General features: G+C 43.3%; 17 protein-coding genes and 1 pseudogene. 5 read left to right on the forward strand and 13 right to left on the reverse strand.

Annotated elements, in window-relative coordinates; genetic code table 11:
• Positions 1–119: 119 nt before the first annotated feature.
• The 6 genes and pseudogenes from LYNGBM3L_RS46025 to LYNGBM3L_RS22525 all read right to left on the reverse strand — a co-directional run bounded on the left by LYNGBM3L_RS46025 (position 120) and on the right by LYNGBM3L_RS22525 (position 11,173).
• Positions 120–3,782: a CHAT domain-containing protein gene (locus tag LYNGBM3L_RS46025; RefSeq protein WP_207554331.1), complete on the reverse strand. Its 3,663-nt coding sequence runs from the start codon at positions 3,780–3,782 to the stop codon at positions 120–122.
• Between the two features lie 222 nt (positions 3,783–4,004).
• Positions 4,005–5,573, reverse strand: a pseudogene (locus tag LYNGBM3L_RS50515) (SAV_2336 N-terminal domain-related protein); the annotation flags it as partial.
• A 5-nt stretch (positions 5,574–5,578) separates the two neighbouring features.
• Positions 5,579–6,550, reverse strand: coding sequence for an AAA family ATPase (locus LYNGBM3L_RS22510; protein WP_009149138.1), 972 nt, complete (start codon positions 6,548–6,550; stop codon positions 5,579–5,581).
• A complete protein-coding gene (locus tag LYNGBM3L_RS22515) occupies positions 6,547–8,049 on the reverse strand; it encodes a VMAP-C domain-containing protein (protein WP_009149139.1) in 1,503 nt (500 codons plus the stop codon). Before LYNGBM3L_RS22515 ends, LYNGBM3L_RS22510 begins: the two co-directional genes overlap by 4 nt.
• A 46-nt stretch (positions 8,050–8,095) precedes the next feature.
• Positions 8,096–9,715, reverse strand: a complete 1,620-nt coding sequence (locus tag LYNGBM3L_RS22520; protein ID WP_009149140.1) for an effector-associated domain EAD1-containing protein — start codon at positions 9,713–9,715, stop codon at positions 8,096–8,098.
• Between the two features lie 366 nt (positions 9,716–10,081).
• Positions 10,082–11,173 (reverse strand): effector-associated domain EAD1-containing protein, encoded by a 1,092-nt coding sequence (locus LYNGBM3L_RS22525; protein ID WP_009149141.1) that lies wholly within the window; start codon positions 11,171–11,173, stop codon positions 10,082–10,084.
• 13 nt (positions 11,174–11,186) lie between these two features.
• On the opposite strand from LYNGBM3L_RS22525, the gene LYNGBM3L_RS41490 reads away from it, so the two are divergent.
• Positions 11,187–11,399, forward strand: coding sequence for a hypothetical protein (locus tag LYNGBM3L_RS41490; protein ID WP_131826887.1), 213 nt, complete (start codon positions 11,187–11,189; stop codon positions 11,397–11,399).
• Here LYNGBM3L_RS41490 and LYNGBM3L_RS22530 read toward each other — a convergent pair.
• Together LYNGBM3L_RS22530 and LYNGBM3L_RS22535 are read right to left on the reverse strand one after the other, a co-directional pair.
• Positions 11,356–11,907, reverse strand: coding sequence for a chorismate--pyruvate lyase family protein (locus LYNGBM3L_RS22530; RefSeq protein WP_009149143.1), 552 nt, complete (start codon positions 11,905–11,907; stop codon positions 11,356–11,358). The genes LYNGBM3L_RS41490 and LYNGBM3L_RS22530 overlap by 44 nt on opposite strands.
• A 414-nt stretch (positions 11,908–12,321) precedes the next feature.
• Positions 12,322–13,194, reverse strand: coding sequence for an S-methyl-5'-thioadenosine phosphorylase (locus LYNGBM3L_RS22535; protein WP_009149150.1), 873 nt, complete (start codon positions 13,192–13,194; stop codon positions 12,322–12,324).
• Positions 13,195–13,258: 64 nt separating this feature from the next.
• On the opposite strand from LYNGBM3L_RS22535, the gene LYNGBM3L_RS44105 reads away from it, so the two are divergent.
• Together LYNGBM3L_RS44105 and LYNGBM3L_RS22540 are read left to right on the forward strand one after the other, a co-directional pair.
• Positions 13,259–13,402, forward strand: a complete 144-nt coding sequence (locus tag LYNGBM3L_RS44105) for a hypothetical protein (protein ID WP_154659880.1) — start codon at positions 13,259–13,261, stop codon at positions 13,400–13,402.
• Positions 13,403–13,623: 221 nt separating this feature from the next.
• Complete coding sequence (locus tag LYNGBM3L_RS22540; protein ID WP_009149151.1) at positions 13,624–14,079, forward strand: hypothetical protein; 456 nt, start codon at positions 13,624–13,626, stop codon at positions 14,077–14,079.
• 219 nt (positions 14,080–14,298) lie between these two features.
• On the opposite strand, the gene LYNGBM3L_RS22545 is transcribed toward LYNGBM3L_RS22540, so the two are convergent.
• Both LYNGBM3L_RS22545 and LYNGBM3L_RS22550 read right to left on the reverse strand, forming a co-directional pair.
• Entirely contained in the window at positions 14,299–14,817 is a 519-nt protein-coding gene (locus LYNGBM3L_RS22545) for a hypothetical protein (RefSeq protein ID WP_009149152.1), read from the reverse strand.
• Positions 14,818–15,498: 681 nt separating this feature from the next.
• Positions 15,499–17,718 (reverse strand): pentapeptide repeat-containing protein, encoded by a 2,220-nt coding sequence (locus LYNGBM3L_RS22550; RefSeq protein ID WP_009149153.1) that lies wholly within the window; start codon positions 17,716–17,718, stop codon positions 15,499–15,501.
• A 544-nt stretch (positions 17,719–18,262) separates the two neighbouring features.
• Here LYNGBM3L_RS22550 and LYNGBM3L_RS22555 point away from each other — a divergent pair.
• A complete protein-coding gene (locus tag LYNGBM3L_RS22555) occupies positions 18,263–18,688 on the forward strand; it encodes a hypothetical protein (protein ID WP_009149154.1) in 426 nt (141 codons plus the stop codon).
• Positions 18,689–18,803: 115 nt separating this feature from the next.
• Here the strand turns inward: LYNGBM3L_RS22555 and LYNGBM3L_RS22560 are convergent, their stop codons facing one another.
• Both LYNGBM3L_RS22560 and LYNGBM3L_RS22565 read right to left on the reverse strand, forming a co-directional pair.
• On the reverse strand, positions 18,804–19,184 hold the full coding sequence (locus LYNGBM3L_RS22560; RefSeq protein WP_009149155.1) for a hypothetical protein: 381 nt from the start codon (positions 19,182–19,184) through the stop codon (positions 18,804–18,806).
• Between the two features lie 117 nt (positions 19,185–19,301).
• On the reverse strand, positions 19,302–20,447 hold the full coding sequence (locus tag LYNGBM3L_RS22565; RefSeq protein ID WP_009149156.1) for a glycosyltransferase family 4 protein: 1,146 nt from the start codon (positions 20,445–20,447) through the stop codon (positions 19,302–19,304).
• A gap of 307 nt (positions 20,448–20,754) precedes the next feature.
• On the opposite strand from LYNGBM3L_RS22565, the gene LYNGBM3L_RS44110 reads away from it, so the two are divergent.
• Entirely contained in the window at positions 20,755–20,928 is a 174-nt protein-coding gene (locus LYNGBM3L_RS44110; RefSeq protein ID WP_009149157.1) for a hypothetical protein, read from the forward strand.
• 65 nt (positions 20,929–20,993) lie between these two features.
• On the opposite strand, the gene ltrA is transcribed toward LYNGBM3L_RS44110, so the two are convergent.
• Positions 20,994–22,904 (reverse strand): group II intron reverse transcriptase/maturase, encoded by a 1,911-nt coding sequence (gene ltrA / locus LYNGBM3L_RS22570; RefSeq protein ID WP_009149158.1) that lies wholly within the window; start codon positions 22,902–22,904, stop codon positions 20,994–20,996.
• Positions 22,905–23,641: the final 737 nt, after the last annotated feature.

Below are 23,641 nucleotides of genomic sequence, written 5' to 3' on the forward strand. Positions count from 1 at the left end.
GTATGTATAATTATTAATTGGGTGAGGTAACTTTGTCTTGGGTTTTAGGGAGTAGGGAGCTTGTTACACTCTTTCCCCTATTGCCTTTTTTTGCCTAAGTGTTGTCAGAAATCATGATTTTACTCTCCAATTAAAAAGAAAGCTGCCCAGTAGTAGGGGCTTTGGAAGGGTTGCTCATCGGGGTCAAACCAATCCAGTGATTGTTCAATGTTTCTGATCGAAGATTTGTCTAGAGGTAACTGCCTACTGCAGGCTAACAACTGAGACACGGTACTATTCCGCAGCCAAAGTTGCGCTTGGTTAAGGGCAACTGCTAAAGACATCTGGTTGAGCAGATTCTGATAAAATTTAATCATCAACAACGCAGTAGATTGATCGTTTAGCGTCCACAAGCTACTAACTACCGCTGGACTACCCGCAACTAGGAAACCGCTGGCAAAACTAATGTATTCATCGCTGGTGTTGGTGTAATCTATTAATCCTGTTTCGCAAGCAGAAAGAGTGACAAGGCGACATTGGTCTAATTTCAGGGCACAGATGTCATCTAAGGTGAGGCATTTGTCTAAGTCAATTACGTTATCGTTATTCAAAACTAGATGTTGTTCTGGATCAAGTTCAGCCGATGCACGGCTAAGTAGAGGATTTGCCAGGATGAGAGCTGATTTACGTGGTTCTTGGTAATTAAAATAACCCTGACAGCTAAAATGTAAACAGTGGTAAGTGTTGAGAGGTTTGTGATCTATGGCGGCTTTGGTCGCAGCTTTTTCCACAAGAACCTCTGTATCTGGTGGTGGATTGAAGTAGCTTTTGATGACTTCTACTTCCATCTTGCTGTAACTCAAGTCATTTAAGGGGTCTTGAACTGCAAACAGGTGGGTAAAGTCCGGACGTCTTCTGGTTTGGAGAAGTTGGAGTAGTTGACAGCTAGGGGCATAACTTACTCCTGCTGGAAAGCAATCCATCAGAATTCCAGATGTTGCTTCTCCCTGGTGACTGTTGATAGGTAAAGCATGAAGCGGGAACAAATGTAAATATCGATGAGGAATTAAAATTAAGCGATCGCAATTTCTTGGAATTTGCTGAATGATGTCATCAATATGAATAATTTGACTCAGCAACTGTAGGCGGTTATTCAGGTCATTTTGCGAATCAGATTTATTGGTGTGATAGCTTTGAAGATATTCATTTCTCCAATTTACCAATTCGTCTAAGTCTTGTGGAGCAGATTGCCAAACTATTGGCTGCTTAGTTTGACGAGTGAAGATGAAAGTGAGCAGCTTATCCCCTGTAATGTAAAGCTCTACAACGGCAGTGTGGTCATCTAAATTGTTCTGAAATTTATCAAAGTTAAAGCTATAACCAATAGGTAAATATTGGTCTCGTAAATCATTCCGCTGCTGTCGCAATTCTTGGAGATGTTGTGCCAGGGCGGTTGGATTGTCAGCTTTACCATGTTGGATTTGATATTGACCTGCTGCTATTTCATCCCTATATTGTTCTAATTGAGTGACAACATCTGGAGGAAAGATGGTTTTCAGGTCACGGCTGAGGATCTGTTCAACTAAATTGCGGGTTTTGCTCCGTTCAACATATTCAATTGCTTCTCTGATGTTACCTAATTCTAAACAGACTTCCACCATCCCTCGATAGACTTTATTCCATTCTTCAGCTAGTTTGGTCTTGTATTCTTCCACTCCAGAACCAAAAATAATTTCCTCACGCAAGGATTCTACTGTTTTAATGACAGCATCAAAAGTTTTGTAAGCTTCAGGAAAATTTTGAGTATATTGGTATGCGAAAGCAAGTTTATTTTGAGTATCTAGATACTCTCGGGGAAATGCTTCATAGGTATAAACTCTAAGAGCCTGTTGGTAGCAAGCGATCGCATCTTCTAAGTTTTGTGCCTTCTGACCTGTAATTCTGTTACGGTAAGCATTACCGAGATTAGTTTGTGTCGTTGCCCATTCAATAGGAAATGCCTCAAAGGTTGTGACTCTAAGAGCCTGTTGGTAGCAAGCGATGGCCTCTTCAATATTCTGTGCTTTCTCACCTTTGATGCGGTTACGGTAAGCATTACCGAGATTAGTTTGTGTCGTTGCCCATTCAATAGGAAATGCCTCAAAGGTTGTGACTCTAAGAGCCTGTTGGTAGCAAGTGATCGCATCTTCTAAGTTTTGTGTCTTCTGACCTGTAATTCTGTTACGGTAAGCATTACCGAGATTAGTTTGTGTCGTTGCCCATGCATAAGGAAATGCCTCAAAGGTTGTGACTCTAAGAGCCTGTTGGTAGCAAGCGATCGCATATTCTAAGTTTTGTGCCTTCTGACCTGTAATTCTGTTACGGCAAGCATTACCGAGATTAGTTTGTGTCGTTGCCCATTCATAAGGAAATGCCTCAAAGGTTGTGACTCTAAGAGCCTGTTGGTAGCAAGCGATGGCCTCTTCAATATTCTGTGCTTTCTCACCTCTGATTCTGTTACGGTAAGCATTACCGAGATTAGTTTGTGTCGTTGCCCATTCATAAGGAAATGCCTCAAAGGTTGTGACTCTAAGAGCCTGTTGGTAGCAAGCGATCGCATCTTCTAGGTTGCGTGCTTTCTCCCCTGTGATTCTTTGTAAGTAAGCACTACCGAGATTGTTTTGAGTCGATGCCCAATCCATAGGAAAAGCGTCACGGGTGTAAACTGATAAAGCCAATTGGTAGCAAGCGATGGCCTCTTCGAGGTTTTGTGCTTTGGGACCTGTGATTCTTTCATGGTAAGCACTACCGAGATTGTTTTGAGTCCTTGCCCATTCAATAGGAAACCCTTCACGGGTGCGTACTTCTAAAGCGGATTGGTAGCAAGCGATGGCATCTTCGAGGTTTTGTGCTTTATCCCCTGTGATTCTGTATAAGTAAGCATTACCGAGATGGTTTTGAGTGGATGCCCAATCATAGGGAAAAGCTTGACGGGTGCCTACTTCTAAAGCGGATTGGTAGCAAGCGATCGCATTTTCGAGGTTTTGTGCTTTCTCCCCTGTGATTCGCTCAGAGTAAGCAAGACCGAGATTGTTTTGAGTCGTTGCCCAATCAATAGGAAAAGCGTCACGGGTGAAAACTGATAAAGCCAATTGGTAGCAAGCGATGGCATCTTCGAGGTTTTGTGCTTTCTCCCCTGTGATTCGCTCAGAGTAAGCAAGACCGAGATTGTTTTGAGTCATTGCCCAATCAATGGGAAAAGCTTCACGGGTGCGTACTTCTAAAGCGGATTGGAAGCAAGCGATCGCATCTTCGAGGTTTTGTGCTTTCTCCCCTGTGATTCTGTTTGAGTAAGCAATACCGAGATTGTTTTGAGTGGATGCCCAATCAATAGGAAACCCTTCACGGGTGCGTACTTCTAAAGCGGATTGGTAGCAAGCGATGGCCTCTTCTAGGTTTTGTGCCTTCTGACCTGTGATTCTGTCATAGTAAGCACTACCGAGATTGTTTTGAGTCGTTGCCCAATCAACAGGAAAAACTTCACGGGTAAAAACTATTAGCAACTGTTCGTAACCAGCAATGGCGATTTCTATGTTACTGGCTTTATTCCCGAGAGGAAAATCTTTGATCAGGTTGCTGAATTCCCAGATAGTATTAGCGATGTCTTCTGCTATTTCTGGTTCCAATTCTGAGAATCTAGCACTTGCCCAGGTTTGCAGGATATCAATCAAGTTATCATCGAGTTTGTCTAGGTTGGCTTGCAGGAGTGGGTAGACGACTGTGGGGTCGCTATTGCTATCTACGGTTGCCTGAAATACCTCCATCAAGAATTGCAGATAGTCTTGGGATGAAGGATTAGCTGAGGTAGGAGTTTCTGAGATTAGGAGTTCTTCAGCCAAACGAGCATACTCCCCTCCTAATCGCCGTAATACTTGAGCCTTTAGGTGTGCAAAGGGACGAATTTTTGCTTCTAACCCATCATTACTTGCAGTTTTCGGTGTAAGTAAACGCCCTTCAAAGTCCTGTACTGATAAGCCTAATTGATTAGCGACAAACTCAGATACTTTATCAATAACTGAAACGGTTTTACTAATGGGTACAGAATCTACTAATAATTCCCTTACCCCTGGCTTAAAGTCGTACTCAATATAATCGGGATTTGAATCTTGGTCTACAGGTTTTATAGACTGGAGCAGTCCACTCATAAACACCTCCGCTACATGAATTTGGGCGGATTTTGGTAGCAGGGTTTGCTGAATGAGTTGCACTACAGGTAAACTAACCGGAGCAGCTGCCATTAATCCAGCTAACCGACGCGCCATCGGAGAAGCCGTAGCACGAAATCGACTAACTAATGCTGGTGCTGTGAGTTGGGCTTGAGTAAGTTCACCATCTACTGCTATTCTCTGTGCTTGGGGCTTTTCGGATACATCAAAGTTAAACCCCACTGTACTAACATTCCCCTGACCAGCTATTACCTGTGACCACGCCAGTAGGGGGTAGGGTTCTAACGTAACCACGGGAACATTTATAGAGGATTTATTCTGAATAGACTTACTGTTCCCTGTTCCCTGTTCCCTGTTCCCGACTTCTAAAAGAAGTCCAATGTCATCTTCATCCCAAGGTTTAACAATCAACTGAGAATTGACAACTCCAGGACTAAGAGAATGCAATTGCACTGGTGTTTCTGAACCTAAAGCCGTGCGTTCCCAAAGCCGTTCAGGAAGTAGCTGAAGGATAGTCAGTAAACCATTGCGTCCCCACAACTCTAGCACTGGCTGAATTAATTGTCTGCGCCAAGCCACAGAAATACAATCACTAACCAATAGAATTAAACGTTGTTTCTTGGGGTCAATTAATACCTGGGGAGGATGGGGAGTGGAATCATACCGACCCGTGCTAGTTTGAGGAAATAAGTTGACTTTTGTTTCAGTAATCCTTAATTCCCAGGTGCGTACATCTCGAAACGCTCCATGATGCTTCACTAAATGTTGAAGTTCAGTAATTGTCTGTTTCCAAACCGCAGTTGAACTAGTTTTTTCAACCACCAACGCTAACTCTAACCATCGTTCGGAAGCAGGTTTCAGAACTGGCAGCCAAATGTTTGATTCGGCAATTTGGTAAACAGTAGCTTCTTCATCCAATATCGTTTCTGTAGCAGATGGGACTTTCCGCATTAACGGACGAAGTGCCCGTCCCAACGCCAGACTATTTCTCAATGCTACCGCTGCTGGTACTTTAATCGGAATTGCTTCTCTACTTTCTTTAGTCTTGTTAGGTTTGGAAGAGCGTAGATAAACATCAGCACCAGGTTTTGTGACTTCAGGTAACGGTGATTCTTGGGTATCTGCTTGGATATCTGGAGTTTTATTTGGGGGTTGCTGTGATTGGTCTTGGGATACCGTTGATGGTGGCGATCGCTTTTGTGGTTGCTGTGATTGGTCTTGAGATACCGTTGATGATTGGGATGGCTGCTGTGGTAATGGCTGCTCTGGTTCCTCTGACTGGTCTATGGGCTGATCTAGATGAATAGCCAACCAAAAAATTTCTGCTATTTCCCGAGCAGTTAAATCAAATCCTGCTTGTTGTAGAATAGCGATCGCTTCTTCAACCATAGCCCTTAGGTACTACTGAGGTACTGGAGTAATCGGTCAATTAACCTTGCTTTTTTATGGTCTTTGTCTTCTTCTTGAGAGTCACCCATGGGAGAATCCTCTGTATTAACTGTGTTAGTTAACAGATAAATGGCATTGAGCAATTGGTCTGTAGCCAAGTCTCCTTTATCCCGTCGCTTGAGAAATTTTTCAATAATCTTTTCTGCTTGTTTAAGAGTATCCCCTAAATGAGCTTTGACAATTGCTTCTAATTCCTCGGGAGTTGGTTCCCGTAAATCTAATCGTAAACAGCGTCGTAAAAAAGCCGGGGGAAATTCCCTCTCTCCGTTACTGGTCAGAACTACAAAGGGAAAGACTTGACAGGTGACCTTTCCGTTGGATATGGTTGTAATTTGATTATCCCAGGTTTTGACAACAATGTCTGGAAACTGGTCACTGATTCGTGTTAATTCCGGGATTTCAAATTCTCCTTCCTCAAAAATAGTCAATAAATCATTGGGTAAATCAATATCGCTTTTATCCATTTCATCAATTAATAATACCCTGGGATAATTTGAGGGAAGTAACGCTGTTCCCAAGGGACCCAATTGAATATACTTACCAATTTCCCCTAAATTATCCTTGCTGCTGCCTTTAGCATCTTGTAATCTACCAATGGCATCATAACTATAAAGTCCTTGCTGTAAATGGGAGCGAGTGGTAATATTCCAGCGTAACACTTCTCCTAATTGTAACTCTTGAGCAACTGCATAGGCCAAAGATGTTTTTCCTGTGCCTGGCTTTCCCGTTACTAATAAAGGACGACGCAGATACAACGCTGCATTGACTAACTCTATTTCCTCTGGCCTAGTCTGATAGGTTGTACCCCGTTCTTTTTTGTCAAATTTCCGCCAGCTAGGAGGATCAGGAAGGCGTTCAATGCCATTGTGGGGTTGTTCGGGAGTTCCGCGAAAGATTTTCCAAGATTTATTACTCATAGCGTTGTATAGTCAATCTGGGGTGGTAGTAGATCGGGGTCTTCCCACAAAAGAGCAAGATGGTGTCCAATATGTTCTTGTTGATTCCCTTCGCCAAAAGCGTCTAAACGTTGTTGTTTTACCTTTTCGGGAAGCTGATTTATTTTACAATTGAGTATTTTATCGAGTTCCTCTTGACAATTTATAGTTTTAAAATCATTCTTTCTCAGCCATAAAGCAACTGGGATTGCACTCTCGTTAATTACTTTTATTATATTAACACATGGGGGGGTATTTAATTTTAATGCTATAGCTTTTTTTTTACTTCTTCTTTGTTCTAAATCAGCAAGCAATTTATTGTAATTATTAAAATTACTAACATCAACAAAAAAATCATGGCATTGAATTTCACAACTAGAGTTTAGTAGTTTCCAGTTTTCGATGCATTGTGTGTTGTAAGGCTTGTCATATTTTTCTTCAGGATTATGATGAATATCTTTAAAAAAATGTTTAAAACGTTCCAGCGATCGAATATATACGTAATACTTGCTACCAATAGTACGTTCAGAAAACCTAATTTTAATCTTAATGCTTTCAAAATCATGGTTCAATAGTTGATCAGGCAATAAAAATACAATAATTGGATCATAGGAATAGTCTTTGTAAATTTGCCGCGTTAGAAAAAACTCCATTAAAGTTTCTAAATCTTTAAGAGAGAAGACATTTCCTTCAGATTCTCCATGAGCTGGTGGAGTCCCTAACAAAATAGCCTTTTTCTTTTGTGAATAATCATAATTACTTAGGTCAGCAATGAACCAAGCTGAGACTAAATAATTAGGTTGACGTTGTTGGTGATATTGCTTACTGGAATCCAGCTTGACAAGCAGATAAGGTTGTGCAACATTTTGTTGCTGATCATTTTGAGAGTGACTGCTAGTCTGAGATAATAAATCAGAATAGCTCTTGGCATTTTTTTCTAACCATTGCTTGAGTTGATCACCAATTGGCTTGGGAATATCTCCAGTTTCTAATAAACGAGCTACAAATTTGACAATACGTTTTTCATCATTAGTTGCTTGAGGTATATCATCCAAGTTTTTTAGAATTTCATAGAAACTGTCAGGGAGTTCATCTTCCCAATCATCCCATAAGTTATTAGGACAACAAGCTTGATAAGCCTGTTGCATTGCTTCGATAATATTGTTTGGTAAAGGAAATAATATGGAAAGTAAACTAGGCGGAATTTTAAATTCTTCGGAATAGAGCTGTTTTAATTCATAATTACCTGGATTTTCGTTAAGTGCTCCATCAAGTAAGTTTCCTAACTTATTGTGAGCATCACAATAAGTTAGGAAACTGTGAACGATTTGCTTTAAATTTTCACCACTAGCAACCTTGTTCAGCTTTATATTTAATTTATAAAGCACCATCATTTCTAATTTCCCTTGATCAGGGAAAGCACTACACAGTGCTTCGTTTATCTTTTCGAGGAGATAACCAGGGGTATGTCCAGCATTCATTTACGGTTACTTCAATAGTTTAAGGGATAGATTTGCCAAAAATTGATTACAACTCAATACGATAATAATCCAAAGAATTTTTTCCCGCGCCCTGACTCCACCGTGAATCAGGTTTCCAAGCACCATTGGGTTCTTCGCGACGGCGAGTGTGGACAGTGAGCTGATTACCTTCAAATGTCAGTAGATTATATTGCCAGGGATAAGCAGATCGTAGTTCAAAGGTCGGTGCGCCAAAGGTACCAGCACAAATTTGGTCGAGTTTCCGTCCACCTGGGCTGAGGTCGTAACGGAAAAGACTGGTTTCGGCTTTATGGATGTGTCCGTGGAGGAACAAGCGAAATCCAGCAACGGCCAGTTGTTCGATGAAGCCTTTGTCAATAATGCGATCGCTTCCGTCACTATTGAGGGGATGGTGCCAAACCGCTATTTTCAAGGGGCAGTTGCGGTAGTCTGGGTTACGGCGAATCTTGGTCAGGGCGTTGGCCAGAGCACCGGATTTGATGCTAGCACGGGTTTTGAAGTGATGATCCAGTTCCCAAGCGGAGTTTAGTCCTAGGATCAGCAAGTTTTGCTCTGGGAAATGGTCGATAATGGCTTGCTGGTCATAGTCGAGGGGATAGGGTTGACCTTTGATAGCTTGATAGAATTGGCTGAAGTGAGCAAACCGTTGTTGGTATTTGGCTTCATCTCGGACTCGAATTACATTTGGACTCTCTTCGATGTAGTGACCCTCTTTGGGTTTACCATCGTAGTCTTCGAGATCCAATAACTGATAACCCCGCTTTGCTAGTTCCCAATTGAGGTCATGGTTACCCGGAACTATAACAATTTTCTCTGGGTCTAGGGGGAAGTCTTTGCCGAGGTTGTCGAGAAACTGTTGTGCAGCCTGGTATTCTTCTGGAGTGGAATAATTAGCGATATCACCCGATAGGATCAGAGCATCAAGGTCAGGGATTTGAAGTTCGTAGCTGAGGTCTTGGGCGAGTTGGTTTGACCAAAGGGTAGCTTGCTTAGGGGTGGTGATGTGGAGGTCCGAGAGGTGGAGGATATGGGTGGTTTGACAGGATTTTTTCCCAGTCCTCCCCGTCCCAGGGCTCAAATCATGCTTGGCATTTTCGTATAACCATTGCTTTAGTTGAACACCAATTGGGTTGGGAATATCTTCAGTTTCTAATAAACGAGCGCCAAATTGTATAATAGGTATTTCCTGATCATTGTAGTATTGAGGTATTTTATCTAAACTCTCTAGAATTTCCTCTAAACTTTCAGGGATTTCCTCTGCCGAATCATCTAATAAGTTATCAGCACAACAACCTCTATAAGCCTGTTGCATTTGCTTCATCAAGTTGTTTTCTAAAGGAAGCAAGATATTGACTAAACTAGTCGTAACTTTAAATTTTTCCTTGATTGCCTTTAAGTCAGGATTATATGGATTTTCTTGAAGAGCTTTATTAATTAATTTTGCTAAACTCTTATTGCTACTCTTAAAATCTTGTACTACTTTGTAAACAATTTCCTTCAAATTGCCACCACTAGCAACCTCTTCCAGATTTGTATTTAATTGATGTCCTAGCATCATTTCTAATTTAGTTTTACTAGGGAAAGCACTACACAGTGCTGACTCTATTTGCGCGAGTAGATAACCAGGGGTATGTCCAGCATTCATTGATGGTTACTTCAATACCTGTGAAAAATAGAACTTGATATTCTGACTCTAATTAAGTATCTATACTATGATTAGACCGAGTTCCGTAAATTTTCCTTGATTTCCTGGCATTTGGCAACCTGGTGGTGGTTTACAGGTTCAGACAACCGTAAGCATATGCGCTACGCGCACGCTACTTGAGGTGCGGTCAGGGGTCAGCGGTCAGCCGTGGCACAGGCTTCGACCCTGGGAGTTAACTCAGATTAAACAAATGCTTACCTGTTGTATTCAAAAGCACCTCAAGTAGCGATGCAGCGCGTAGCGCATCAGCTGAATGCTGATAGCTGAATGCTGATAGCTGAATGCTGATAGCTTACAGACAACCATTCACCACATTGCTTCACCTTTAAGTAAATCTGTCAATAACCCTTGCTTCTCTAACCGCTCACAAATAGCACTGAAAGGACTGCCAGCGTTATAACTAGGATTCCAGCTTGGGTCACCACTATGATGCAGGGCTACTAAATTCCAGTTAATATCAAAACATGGAGAACCAGAGGAACCGGGTTCGGTATTGGTTTTATACTTAACCGTTGTACCATTCTCGTTAATAGTAATAATAGCCTCGGTGTCAAAGGCCAATTTTAAGGGTTCGGCCTGGGGATGCTGCACAATAAACAGTGGAGTATTGGGCACAAACTGATAATATGGCTGTTGGGGTAACTCAATCCACTGGCGCTTTGGAGAATTGGGATCGGGATTTTTCCCAATCGGTTCTTCCCCAGGAACTCCATCTACTCTCAGCAAGGCATAATCCAATTGCTCAGGGGTTGGTAATGGATTGTTGGTATAAGGACTTTGATCAATTAGCCAGTCATCCTCTACTAAGCGATACTCCTTACCAGGATTGATAACTTTACCATCCCCTAACTGCTTGTAGTCAAAACGCAGGATAACATTACTAGACGTTGCTTGTTTTAAAATTACCGATTCCACCACATGGTAATTAGTAATAACCACATTGGGAGCAATCAGAAAACCTGTCCCAAATTCCAGACTATTATCCTTATTCGTAACTTCTACACGACAGACTTGCCCTTCAATTTGACCTAACTTTTCCCGCCACTGATTTACATCTAAAAAAGAATTAGTTTTCTTAATCAGTCTTTCTAATCGACCTTTTGCTAATAGCGGTTGCGGCATAGCAATCGCAATATTAAACTCCTGGGCAAAGGCGAATAACGCTGGGTTACCTGGATTCGATTCACGGGCACCTGCAATTAATTTATCAACCCATCCTTCTGCTTGAGCAGCTTTAATTAACTTAAATACAATTTCTTTTAAGTCATCTCCCATCGCAATAGAATCTAGATTTTTGCTGAATTTATATTCAACTAATTCAGCAAGTCTTATTTTTAATGGGAAAGCATCAAGTAAAGCATTCGTTAATTGTTGATATTGCTGTCCAGTTAGTTTCATTTAGAATTTCCATTTGAGTTGTGAACAGAATCCCTTAGGAAAAGGCAAAAGGCAAAAGGCAAAAGGCAAAAGGCAAGAGGCAAAAGGCAAAAGGCAAGAGTTAATCAAGCTCCCCACCCTCCCCACACTTCCCACCCTCCCGACTCCCTGCTCCCGACTCCCGACTCCCGACTCCCTACTCCCTATAGTCTATTCAAAAAATAACTTTCAGGAAAATGTTCACTAATCATCATCACCGATTGGCGATTAGAAAAGACGCAATAGGTACGAAACAGTAAATTTGCTTCCGGTTCAATCTGGAAATAATCAGCTAATTGGTTAGCTGGCTTTTTTCCAGTATCCACAATTTCTTTAAAGGTCTCGAATCTCTGCTCTCGCCAGATTTTGCCGATAGGGGTTTTAGTTTTAAGTAAATCTTTTTGAAAGTAATCATCTAGGCGATCAATAACAATTATTGACTCAGCATAGATATAATTTTTACGACTTATTTTCCCCTGTAACAGTATTTTTCTATCAAGTACTGAGCTTCCTTTATCTAATTCCATTGGCTCTATATCATCAGTTGTTGTCACCAATTCTTCCGACAACTTAACTAGACGAATCTGTTCAAACAGATAGGCTTCCAACATATCGGTTACTGTGCCATCTGTCGTTAACAGAATTCTTTGGAAAATACTCAGATTCGAGGGGTCTATATAACTTCGAGTTAGGGATTGCTGTAGATCATTCCTCATTTTTAATAGCAATTATTATTGGGGTGAGGTGTTAATTATTTGGTTTTTAGGGAATCGGGAATCGGGAATCGGGAGTCGGGAATCGGGAGTCGGGAATCGGGAATCGGGAATCGGGAATCGGGAGCGGTGCGACCCGTGGCGAATTTAATTACGGGTCAAGCGCACCGAGGGAGTGGGAAAAAATTATCCAAGCTCTTTCCTACTTTTCCCTGTTCCCTTCGCGTAGCGTGGCCCACGGCCTCAGTCCCTGCTTCCTTGATAGAAACGCTATATATAGCGTTTATTGCATGTATCAGGTACACTTATCAACCTCAAAGTCCCCCTTAAAAAGGGGGATTTAGGGGGATCCCTTTGTACCTCATGGGAAAGAGAATTGCTATATATATCCAGCGCCACCTTTAGCTCTTGGCGATTTTACAAATACTTCCGCAATATCAACTCCAACTTCTCCTTAGTTGCTTCTGGAGCCTGATCTAAGGGAGTGAAAATAGCATACTTTAAGGCAGAGTGGGCTTTAGAAACGGGTGGATTATCAACTAACCGGCGCACTGTCTCTTGAATCACCTTCTGAGCATTAATCGCATTGCGCTGTAGATTATCAATTATCATATCCACCGTGACATGGTCATGCTCTGGATGCCAGCAATCATAATCGGTGACTAGGGCTAGGGTAGCATAGGCAATTTCGGCCTCCCGTGCTAACTTGGCCTCTGGCAAATTGGTCATGCCAATTACTTTTGCGCCCCAACTGCGGTAGAGATTAGATTCGGCCATGGTGGAAAATGCTGGCCCTTCCATGCACAGATAAGTGCCACCGTTATGTACAGTCACCTCTGGTAATTCCAAACTTGCGATCGCATCCACTAAAATTCCCGCCAGTTGGTTGCACACCGGGTGTCCAAACCCAATATGAGCCACAATCCCGTCCCCGAAAAAGGTGGAAACCCGATTCTTGGTGCGGTCAATAAACTGATCCGGTACCAGCATATCCAAGGGTTTGACCTCTTCCTGGAGAGAACCCACTGCTGAGGCAGAGATGATATACTCTACGCCTAACTGCTTCATGGCATAGATATTGGCTCGGAAGGGTAACTCCGAAGGCATCAAATGATGATTGCGACCATGACGAGCTAGGAAAGCTACAGTAGTTCCTTCTAAGGTTCCCACCATCATCGCATCGGACGGAGGACCAAAGGGGGTGTCAATGGGTACCTCCTGCACATCTTTGAGAGCAGCCATTTTGTAAAGTCCGCTACCGCCAATAATCCCAATTTGTGCTTTCACCATGGTGTTTGTTCTTACTCTGCCTCAGTCCAACGTTTAGTCATTCTACCTTAAATTGTATTAATTTTTGTTAAGGGGTAAGCATTCAGCCGTCAGCCGTCAGCCGTCAGCCACAAGCCTTGGCCATTCGCGTAGCGTGGCCAAAGGCCAAGGCCACGCTACGCGAATGGCTGATAGCACCATCTGTAGTGCACCATCTGTAGTGCATTAGCTGATAGCTGATAGCTGTTCGCGTAGCGTGCGCGTAGCGCTAATCGCTGTTCGCTAATAGCTGATAGCTGATAGCTGTTCGCGTAGCGTGCGCGTAGCGCTTAGGCTGATAGCTGATAGCTGTTCGCGTAGCGTGCGCGTAGCGCTTAGGCTGATAGCTGAATGCTTACGTTAAGGGATTTTAAAATACAGAGTGATGTTCCGATCCAATAGTTTTGCCTTATGTCTGACCAACCTCTTGGGAAACCCCGTCCTCTGGTAAAAGTGATGCTGCTATCCGTAGCCACATTAACGCTGTATTACGGTTGGTACAAGTGGATCATTCAGGAAGAGTTGCGAGACTATAACAATTCTGGTTGGTCCGGTAACCTGTGTTTACTACCGTTCCTTTTAGGTGTCGCCGTTCCACAAGCCTTATGGATATTAGATCCCGATGTGCCTGGGTGGTTTGGTTGGTTTTCCCTGGTCGGTATCGTTTGGATTTACATTGTGCAGTTCAGGCTTTACCGCACAGTTAACCAACTGTATCGACAAGAAGGACTCACAGAACCTCTGGTAGTGTGGTGGATTTTCATACCTGGTTTGAATTTAATTGTGGGATTAAAGCAAATTCATGTACTGAGCCAATTTTGGACAATGAAACAAGAAACTATACCGGACGGGGCTATTTTGAATTGAAGTAAAAAGCAGACTTGTTGAACTTTGGAATAGGGAATAGGGAACAGCGGATCTGGGAACAGGGGGAAGAATGTCTGTGTTGACAACAACGATAGACAGACATCAGCCATGTTGGTAATCGTTTACTACTCGATTCAACATTTCTGAGCAAATATTCCCGACTCCCGACTCCCGACTCCCGACTCCCGACTCCCGACTCCCGACTCCCGACGATTCAAACTAAAATCTTAAACCAAATCCACCTTGAACAGAGGCAGCCACGCCGCCACCCTCCCGATAGGCATCAAAAGCAATAATCGCATTACCAAACAAAACCGTTTGGCTATTAGGAATCATAAAATCAATACCAGGTTGTATAGCAAAACTTGTCTTATCTCCTACTGGTGAGGGAGAGTGACCGCTAGCAAATACAGCCCCTGCTCCCACGTAAGCATCGGTTTGCCAGTTAAGGGGGAAATCGTAGGAAATTGTTGGCACAATAGCAGTGCCAGCACCAATCAGGGCTTGTGTCCGGAAGGAAATGGGGATTTCTAGGAATTTGTAGCGAAACGCAATTAATCCACCAATTTGCTGACCTTCTCCATCATCATCCTTTGTAATACCAAACGTAGGACCGATTCCCACATAACTTCCGTAGGCAGCTTGAGCAAATGCTGGTTGCGACTTAATCATTAAACTAGCCAGACTCACCAGCACTAGCGTTCCTAGTGTGGACAATAAACCAATAGCATTACCCATTTCCTCAACTCCTCAATACCTAATTCTAATGATGGCTGCTTTCTCGCTTATCTTAGCTTAATTGCTGCGGTGAAACTAATATAGCAAAGGCAACAGGGAATAGGGAACAGGGAACAGAGGTAATAAAATTGAATATACCTCATAGCTATGAAAAACGCTATACAAACCTAATATACAGGTTGATGTTTGTTTTTTTTACTGTTGATAGTTAACTTGACATCAAACGCAATCAATTAAGCAATAACTATGGTGGTTAAGCGGGTTTTAAACTGAAGTCAACTCGAAGATAGTGAATCGACTCAGTAACTTTTGAATTTATGCGATCGCGTAGCGGATCTTACCGAGCATCGCGTAGCGGATCTTACCGAGCATCGCTAATTTTTTCTCTTGTTAAAAACTTTAGCCTACTTGATTTTTTCCCACTTGTTTATTACCACTTGTTTCTTCCTTGTTGGGTGCATCTCCTAAAAGCTTTTTGACCCGGTGGGTGGAACGGGCATCTTGCCCGTTACTGATAGCTGATAGCTGATAGCTTACCCCGACTCCCGATTCCCTACTCCCGATTCCCTACTCCCTACTCCCTACTCCCTACTCCCTACTCCCTACTCCCGATTCCCGATTCCCGACTCCCGATTCCCGATTCCCGATTCCCTGTTCCCTGTTCCCTACTCTAAAAGAGTGTCACAAACATCGAGGATGAAGTCCACCATAGGTACAAATATATCGAAGTTGCTGCTCATCTAAATTTTTAACATTAGCAAAATCAACCCCCTTGATCCGGGCTAAATTCGATTTAGGTGGAGGCAAAGTAATAAATTGATTAGCCTTAGTCTGTTTAGCCATAGCAAAGGTAACTCCCTTAAAATCTGCTCCAGCTAAATTAGCCCCTCGCAAATCCGCAGCACTGAGATTAGCGTAACGTAGCTTAGCATTGTACAGCTTAGCATTGCGTAAATTAGCCCCTACCAATTGGGTTGAATTGAAATCAACATTTTTGAGATTAGCATTACTCAAATTTGCCCTAGAAAGATTCGCTCCTTGCCAGCTTGATTGACTTAAATCAGCAGAAGAGAAATCACTCCTCACAGCACTAACTTTGCCCAAACGAGCACCATGGAGACTAGAGAGACTGAATTTTGCTTCCCCCAAATTGGCTCCTGTCAGGCTAGCATTTTCTAAGATAGCTCTACGGAAATCAGCATTAATCAACTGGGCACTGCTGAGATTGGCACCGATCAGGCTGCTGTTATAAAATCTAGCTCGGTTCAGGGTTGCCCCGATTAAATTGGTGCGATTCATCAAGACATTATCGAGAATAGCACCAGTGAGGTTAACTGCCCTCAGATCAGCTCCGCTGAAGTCGCTGACCCAATCATCAAAAGTGCCAAAATGTTGATCCTCACCAGGGCCATAGAAGCGACTACCCTGCAAATTAGCACCGGACAAATTAGCGTAGCGGAAATTAATGCCCGACAAATTCAGGTTGTCCAGAATTGGATTAAAATAGCCATAACCCTGATTAACCTTACTGAGGTTAATATAGCTCAGGTTAGCATTATGCACTTGACCGTCGTAGATAGTCAGAATTTTCGAGATAGCTTGCTTAGTTGCTCGGTGCCGCACCGCTAGCACTCCCCCAACCCCTGGTTTACCTTCCCTGGTTAGGGTTTTCTGGTCGTTTGCCAAAGATTGATTCAATATTCGTAGATGGGGAAGGGGTTGAACACCTTTACTGACCAAAGTTTGTTGGAGGGTATCAATCAAGCTAGGGGTATTTTCCTGACCCAGCAAATCCACCAGAAACGGTACAGCACGATGGTCGTCTATCCTACCTAGAGCCAGAATTGATCCCAAACGTTTTTCTTGAGCAGTGCTATCAGTAGAGCTTAATTGTTTCACTAAGGTCAGAAAGACCTCATTTTTCTGCTGATTGAACGCTCGCCAATTGGCCTGACTTTGAATATAGATTTGGGTTCCCACAAACGTGCCCAGTACAGAACCCATCCCGCCAAAGGTAACAATTAGCAGAGTAAGACCGGGATGTCGGCGCATCCACAACCAAAGATTGGGGGAGTGCTGTTGCGATAATGAGATCAGGGTAATGGGATTAACTGTTGCGCTACGGTAACCCGAGGTAGCTTCCTGGTGATTAGACCATTGCCCATCAGTTTCCTCCTCTAGCTCAACCTCTTCATACTCGGGTGTTGGGGAGGATTCAAAACTTGACCAGTACGGTAAGAGCAACCGAGAGGAATCCGAGACATAAGTTCCGGCTATGTAGTCGTGGAGGCTGCGATGTTGAGGATTTAATACAGAACAAAAACTCTCTGCCAATAGCATCAATCCTGCCAATCCCAACAAAATTAACAAGTCAGGAAACGCTCCAGTGTAGCGCCAGAGTAAATAAGCACTTCCGAGTGGTAATCCCCAGCGTCCCACTGCCTCACGCCACACCGCACCGATCAAACCAGGGGGTTTTCCCGAAGCGGTAACCACTCGCACTCCAAACCAACCTTTGGGAGTAGTTTGACCAGTTTTTCCCAGCAGATAAAGTTGCCATAGGGTTACTCCTACTGGCATCACTAACGAAGCACACCAAAAAAAATTGGTCAGGGGAGTGACTCGCTTGGTTAGTTGTAGGCGGGGGTAAGCTAGAGTTTTTGCGATCGCATTCTGGGTTGCCCCCAAAACTGGGTTAAGGGGAACCGGTTCTGCCTTCGAGTATTTTTCTGCATACAAACCAATCCCGTAAGGGAGCAATGCACTAGTAGTTACCAGCGATACTTCCAAAAGCGCTGCCACGCAACGCCTAGTCACCAGTGGCAGAACCAAGTTCAGTCGCAGCGGAAAATACCAGCTACCTTCTCGGTGTTGACCTGTTTTTAGAGTGGGGCTAGCCATATTTAATACTCAGGCTGCGATTTTTGGCTTTTTAATGACTGTGAACACTGATTTCAAGGATCAGTAAGCAAATAAGGGCGAGATTATCGCAGATTTTGCTTCATACCATTTTTTGGGGCAAACACCTGATGACTATATATAAGTACGTCCAGACTCAACCGGTTGAATACCGGCGAGAGCACTGATCCGCTATGAAATCAGCCTCATTATTATATAGCAGTTTTCAATTGGGTGAGGTACCCCGCCCTTGGGGTTAATGGGACTAGAGTAAGCATATGCGCTACGCGCAAGCTACTTGAGGTGCCGTCAGCCGTCAGCCGTCAGCCGTCAGCCTTTGACTGATAACTGATAGCTGATAGCTGATAACTGATAGCTTATAGCTTATAGCTTATAGCTGATAACTGATAGCTGATAGCTGATAGCTGATAGCTGATAGCTGATAACTGATAGCTGATAGCTTACCCGAAACAAATTTAATTCTAGATAGTCAAGTAATCTAGGACAAGTGTATTAGTAATAGATCACAAGACTTTAGGGGATGACAATGACTAAACTATTCCCACAGTGGATGATTGTTCCGATCACCATAGCTGTAAGCTTAAGTAGCGCTGGTGTCGCCAACGCCGAAACCATCAACCTTGAGCCTGGATTCCAGCCTGATCCCATCGTAGTTACTGGAAACTCTGGAGGATCAAATAAGAGCCAATGCGGTATGATTAGTACCCAGCCCAATCATGTCATTAATTTGAACCAAGATTTTACCTACTTGCGCTTCAACCTAGAAAGCCAAGGCCAGCCCACTCTATTAATTCAGGAGCCAAATGGTACCTCATGTACACAGGCCGATAATTTATCTGGGGGGAATATTGTTAAAATCGGGTATTGGGAGCAAGGCAGCTACTCATTCTACGTCGGCGATCGCAATGGTGAACAGCATCCTTATACTTTATCGATCACTAAAACTCCCTAGTACCAGGGTGCAGAACTCAAAGTTCAACACTCAATAATTATTGTAGGCAAGCCTTTTGGGTGCAAGCCTTTTCCCTGACAACTGCAGCGAAGTCTATGGGTGATTAGCGATTACTCTAATCTTCAATCTGCTGAACCGATATCTCAACCGCTTCCACATCAATCGTACCTGGAGCTGCTAAGCGGTTAAAATGTCCGTGTTCTATCTTCAAAACTTCCCCGCAACTGGGGCACTGACACTGGGTATTGTTAAACCCAGTCAACTCATAGGCACAGACTGGACATTTATCTTCCACTAGATTACGTCTGAGCCACCAGCGAACTCCAAACCAGGCAATCACTGGTGAGATGATTAAAAAAGCAATTAAAATCAAAAAACCATTGACTACCCATCCCAAGCCAACTGTGCCTAGCAAGAAACAAGTTAAGAAGAACGCTAGCCAACAGCCCATACCTGACAGGTTGAACTGAAACTGTCTCGGGGTATTTTGATTCACTGTTTTCTTTTAACAATAACAAATATGATCGGGTAGTTATATCCTAGTTCAGATTCGTCTTAACTTGAATAGAAATTACCCCTCGCTGCTTATGCTCCGCAAGGGGCGACTCAATTTTTACGCAGTATCGAGTAACTCTTTTAACTGCTTTGTCAGAGCCTCTTTACTAAATAACCCTAGGGATTGTTCTCGTAACCACTGACCATCACAGCGCTGATCCTCTCCCTTGAGAATTTCAATACAAGCCGCAGCCACTGCATCGGGGTCTCGATAGGGAACTTGCCAACCAAGCTGACCATCTTGCAAAGGATCAGCAGAACCATCAGAATCCCCAGAAAGGACAGGTTTACCACAAGCCATGGCCTCTAGGTATACAATCCCAAAGCCTTCTTGGGAGGGCATGACGTAGGCATCAGCCACTCGGTAATGTTCCACTAATTCTGGTGTAGGGACAAAACCAGCAAAGACCACCCGATCCCCAACACCCAAATCTTTGGCTAGCTGCGCCAGTCTCGGTTGATCATCACCACGACCAATAACTAGATATTTAACCTCTGGAAAGATTTTAGCGATCGCAGGAAGTGCTTGAATGGTAACATCAACTCCTTTATAAATATCCCCAGACCACAGACGAGCGACAGTCATCAACACCTTAGCACCAGTCAGACCATACTTTTCGATTAAGGCTGGTGATTTCAGACCAGGAGTAAACCTATTGCCATCAACAGCACAAGGCAACATCTTTACCTTTTCAGGATTTAGGTTATTGGCAGCACAAGCGCGATCGCGACTGTAACGACTGATTGTCCAAATTGCTGCTGCCCGGTCTAGGGCATTACGTTCTTTCAGGGGTAAGAGTTCCCAAACCTCCTTGCCATAAGTCAAAACTGTATAGGGAATCCCCAAACTATTGCACAACAGCTGAGTCAGGGGAGCGAGTTTGATATGACCGCAGAAAACGTGCTTGGGACGTTTTTGCCATAAATAAAAACCTAGCGCTATTGTTAAGCGAACACGCCCTAGCACAGGAGGCTTGGTTTTCAGGTAATGGAATCTGAGTGGGTAGACATCAAAGAGATTGTCACAACCTCGGCCATCTCGCAGCAAAAATACTTCAGCCCTAGAACTGGTAACAGTCTTAGCAGCAACAGACAAATATGCCTCGAAAATATCTTTGACGTAGGATTGGATGCCCCCTTCACACTCAAAAATCTCTAGGAAAATGAATACGTAGTTAGATGCGGTTTTCTGTGTATCGCTCAAATTCGTTAGTTTTGAATTCGATTCACCTATCTTAGCCTCGAACTATTTCTAATAGCATTAGGGATATTAGGGAAAAACAACCAAGAACTTGTAGCCATGGCAGATACGCTTAAGATCCTACATTCCGCAGGCTGGTTGACTGACTTTAGATCATGGCGTAGGTTGGGTTGAGGCAACGAAACCCAAGACCAGTGAGGTTTTCATTGGGTTACCCTATGGCTAAGCGCTCCCTACGGGATAATCAGCATTTCAAGGGTCTTGTCAGTCAATCAGGGTTTCTATGTCTTCCCACCCCTGAGCACCTCCGATGGTGGCGCTCCAGCGCAATCATCACAATGCTCACAAATGGATGAAGTACTCCTTTGTTCCCTCACGGATCAGCCAGGTTCTCAAACTGATGGGTCAGAAGCTAGCTGAATCTGTTCACAATCGGTTGCAGGCAGCAGTGGCAAGGATTGGCGACTGGTTGCAGTTAAGTTAGTGGGGGTATCGAAGCCAAAAACCATTGGAAATTTTGAGATGACATCATCGGGTAAATCTGCGGGATTACTCCCGCTTCGTCCCCAAGGCACCGTGCGAGCGAGTCTCCAAGCACACGGCGCGCCCAACTTCTTTAGAACACGTTTTCTTTTGCGACTTACTTTTCCTTGAATCCGGGTTTGTACCTTTTGGCTTTTGTCCCTTCTTCTTGGAGGGTTTTTTTAATCCCATTTTTAGCATTTGTTGTATTTCGGGATTTGTCGCACCCAGGGCATGGATTGAGTGATGGCAGTCATTGTGTAAGTATATTAAATTGTCATACTTATCTGTGCCGCCATCCTTTTTTGGTGTTATGTGATGTAGATGCACATTATCATACCTTCCAAGGGTTTGATTACAGACAGGACATATGTAGTTCTGTCTGTTTGCTATTTTGTTTTTTCCGTTGGATAGTCTATTTCTTGCGGTCTTTTGTTTCTGTTTATTTTCCCTCTTTTCCCAGTATTCTTTGAGTTCTGGGTCGTCCGGGCTATGAGTATGTGTGACCTGGGTGTGTCTTTCGATATTGACCCATGCAAGCTTAGTCAGATAAACTTTCCTTTCTCCAAATACCCATTTATCGTCTCTTCCGGGACATAATTTACCGAAATACTTCTTGTACAACCATTCCCGGGATTTTTGATGCTTTCTTAATCCCCATCTTGTTAACTTCCAGAATATGTAGCTGTCAATCTTATTGAATATTTCTGAAGATACTGCTCCGCTGTGGTAATTTCCCCACCCTCTTATAATCGGGTTGAGTCTTTTGATTACCACTTCCTGTGGAGCTGATCGTACCTTCTTGAATTCCTCTTTAAGTTTGGTTTTAAATTTCGCTACATTCTTATCTGAAGGTTTAATGATGGTTATATACCCTGATTTTCTTGTACTGGTATTATGTTTCCTGAAGTTCCACCCCAGAAAATCAAATCCGGTGGTCAAGTGGGATATTCTAGTTTTTTCGAAGGATAATGTTAGTCCTTTTTTGGATAACCACTCTTCAGCGATTTTCAATGCATTCACCGCATCTTCTTTGCTTTCGGTGAGGATTACAAAGTCATCGGCAAAGCGGACGTAAGTCCTTGGTGTCCTATTTTTCCAATTTCCGCCGTTTTTGGCTTTCTTGTCTTTACACCAGTAGTATTTAATACCTAGTTCCTTTTCTAATCCATGGAGAGCTATGTTGGCGTATAGTGGACTGATTATCCCACCTTGTGGTGTTCCTTGTTCGGTATCGTAGAATGTCCCTTTGTGGATGTATCCTGCTTTGAGCCATTCTTTTATGAGTTTGGTTGCTGGAAAGCTACCGATTGCTTCCAATAGTGGTTCATGTGCAATATTATCGAAGCATCCTGAGATGTCCGCGTCTACTACCCACCATTTTTTATTATTCTCTCCTTTGATGTTTAGGAATATCCTCTGTCTGGCGTCATGGGTACTTCTTCCAGGTCTGAACCCGTATGATACTGGTTCAAACATTGCTTCCCATGATGGCTCAAGTGCATTTTTGACTATACCTTGTAGGCATCTGTCGGTTATGCAAGGAATCCCTAATGGCCTTTTCTTTCCATTGGATTTTGGGATGTAGATGCGTTTGGTTGGTATTGGCTTCCATGTCTTATATGTGGTGAGGGAATCGACCATTAGACCTCTTTCCGCAGGGTTTAATTTTTTCTTTCCGTCTATCCCTGCTGTTTTTTTACCACTATTTACTTGGGTTGCTTGTTTGACTGATATCAGGATATTGGAATAGCTACGGAGAGCTAGTCTTTGTAGTTTGTTGACCTTTTTCCAATTACCCTCACGTGTCGCTCTGAAAATTCTACGTCTAAGTTTCCTGACCGTCCTGTAGGCACGTTTCCAATTGATAGCGTGCCAGTCAGTGGTTTGTTTAGTTACGATACCGTTCCCGTAAGGTTGCGGTTCTATCTTTTCCATATACAATTAAGGTACTTACGTATTATTTCCCTAGCTCGAAGTCAGTTCTGAAATTCAGCACTCTTTCAAGTTAAGGGATTTCCCTCTATCCAACCAGTTATATACTTTCGTATTTTCCTGTTGCCTTTCGGCTGTTGGCTTTTGCTTGGTTCAGTCTTCTACCGGGCTGAGAGTTATACCTCCTCTTACGATTTGGCTACCTACATCAATCGACCTAGATCTAGGACTCAACCTCGGCTTACCTGTTGACACACTAAGAAGTTACGAATCTGAGGTTGCCGCCTATACACCGAGTCCAAAGTGGGATTCGATTGCCCCTTTAACGCGAGGCTAATCCAGGAGCTTACACCTTCCATTGCCGCTTTATCGGAAAGTGTCTATCGTAACGATGCCTTGTAGTGGCGATTCATCACTTTTCAACCAAATGATTCTTTTCCTAACCCAACAACATCTTCTCCACGGCATGTAAAGATTTGTTGCGCATTCCCCTCTAGCTCTGAAACCTAGTGATTCGGGAGTGTCGTAGCCTTAGCCGCGATATCCATCTCACTACGCTCCTTCGGGTGGAAACTAGTCTGAATCCAAGACTAGGAAAGGGTTCTAGCCTTTCACTTCCAAGAGCGCCTTTCAGTCGCCCGGTTATTTCATATTATGGGTTCATTTTTCTTGCGTTTACCCTGATACAATTCTGGCTTGATGGTGTACAATCAGGGGAAAAAGTTCAATGTTGTGTGGGC

Origin of the sequence: Moorena producens 3L (assembly GCF_000211815.1) — a bacterium.
Taxonomy (GTDB): Bacteria; Cyanobacteriota; Cyanobacteriia; order Cyanobacteriales; family Coleofasciculaceae; genus Moorena; species Moorena producens.

Coding starts and splice junctions, on each gene's coding strand:
- LYNGBM3L_RS46025 (WP_207554331.1), bottom strand. CDS start 3,782: ATGGAGGTATTTCAGGCAACCGTAGATAGCAATAGCGACCCCACAGTC.
- LYNGBM3L_RS22510 (WP_009149138.1), bottom strand. CDS start 6,550: ATGAGTAATAAATCTTGGAAAATCTTTCGCGGAACTCCCGAACAACCC.
- LYNGBM3L_RS22515 (WP_009149139.1), bottom strand. CDS start 8,049: ATGAATGCTGGACATACCCCTGGTTATCTCCTCGAAAAGATAAACGAA.
- LYNGBM3L_RS22520 (WP_009149140.1), bottom strand. CDS start 9,715: ATGAATGCTGGACATACCCCTGGTTATCTACTCGCGCAAATAGAGTCA.
- LYNGBM3L_RS22525 (WP_009149141.1), bottom strand. CDS start 11,173: ATGAAACTAACTGGACAGCAATATCAACAATTAACGAATGCTTTACTT.
- LYNGBM3L_RS22530 (WP_009149143.1), bottom strand. CDS start 11,907: ATGAGGAATGATCTACAGCAATCCCTAACTCGAAGTTATATAGACCCC.
- LYNGBM3L_RS22535 (WP_009149150.1), bottom strand. CDS start 13,194: ATGGTGAAAGCACAAATTGGGATTATTGGCGGTAGCGGACTTTACAAA.
- LYNGBM3L_RS22540 (WP_009149151.1), top strand. CDS start 13,624: ATGTCTGACCAACCTCTTGGGAAACCCCGTCCTCTGGTAAAAGTGATG.
- LYNGBM3L_RS22545 (WP_009149152.1), bottom strand. CDS start 14,817: ATGGGTAATGCTATTGGTTTATTGTCCACACTAGGAACGCTAGTGCTG.
- LYNGBM3L_RS22550 (WP_009149153.1), bottom strand. CDS start 17,718: ATGGCTAGCCCCACTCTAAAAACAGGTCAACACCGAGAAGGTAGCTGG.
- LYNGBM3L_RS22555 (WP_009149154.1), top strand. CDS start 18,263: ATGACTAAACTATTCCCACAGTGGATGATTGTTCCGATCACCATAGCT.
- LYNGBM3L_RS44110 (WP_009149157.1), top strand. CDS start 20,755: ATGGTGGCGCTCCAGCGCAATCATCACAATGCTCACAAATGGATGAAG.
- ltrA (WP_009149158.1), bottom strand. CDS start 22,904: ATGGAAAAGATAGAACCGCAACCTTACGGGAACGGTATCGTAACTAAA.